Origin of the sequence: Haloferax sp. KTX1 (genome assembly GCF_902410085.1) — an archaeon.
Lineage (GTDB): Archaea > Halobacteriota > Halobacteria > Halobacteriales > Haloferacaceae > Haloferax > Haloferax massiliensis.
In genome coordinates this window covers 1-627 of the sequence record NZ_CABPRH010000052.1, presented here as the reverse complement: position 1 = coordinate 627, position 627 = coordinate 1, and the positions used below count along the sequence as shown (strand labels likewise).

The following is a 627-nucleotide window of genomic DNA, read 5'->3' as shown; positions in this document are numbered from 1 at the left end:
TGAAAGGCCCGATTGCTCGGATTCTGGAAGCCATGGATATCTCTTGGGAGGAGGTCAAGTCCGGTCAGGAACAGACGGGACTCGGGAGCTTCATGTAACCCACAGAATACGGGCGATTACCGCTACGAGAAATATTGTTTCCATATGCAGAAGTTGAGTTCACAGCAATGCGAAAGCTTCATGGGTGAAACGTACCTTCTTTCGGTTGACCTAAGAGATACCTATGGCTAAACTCGAAATCAACAATCTCCACGCAGAAGTCGCAGAAGAGGACGGTGAGACGATTCTCCGCGGTGTCGACCTCGAAGTCGAGTCCGGTGAGATCCACGCGCTGATGGGTCCCAACGGCTCGGGGAAGTCGACGACGGCGAAGATCATCGCCGGCCACCCCGCCTACGAGGTAACCGACGGGGAAGTGCTCAGCCACCTCGACGAGAACGAGTTCGGTGACGAGGCAATCCCGGAGGACCTCCGCACCTGGAACCTGCTCGACCTCGAACCGAACGAGCGCGGCGCGCTCAACGCCAAGCTCGAAGAGCGCGAGGAACTCTTCGAGGATGACGACGAAGAAGCGGAAGCCGACGCAGAGGGCGGCGACACCAACGAGGACGCCGCCCTCTGCGTCGG

1 protein-coding gene is annotated in these 627 nt (G+C 58.2%); it reads left to right on the top strand.

The features are described from left to right. Positions 1 to 223 precede the first annotated feature (223 nt). Positions 224 to 627, top strand: a 404-nt coding sequence (locus tag FY251_RS20690; RefSeq protein WP_148416844.1) for an ATP-binding cassette domain-containing protein, incomplete at its 3' end; no start/stop codon positions are given.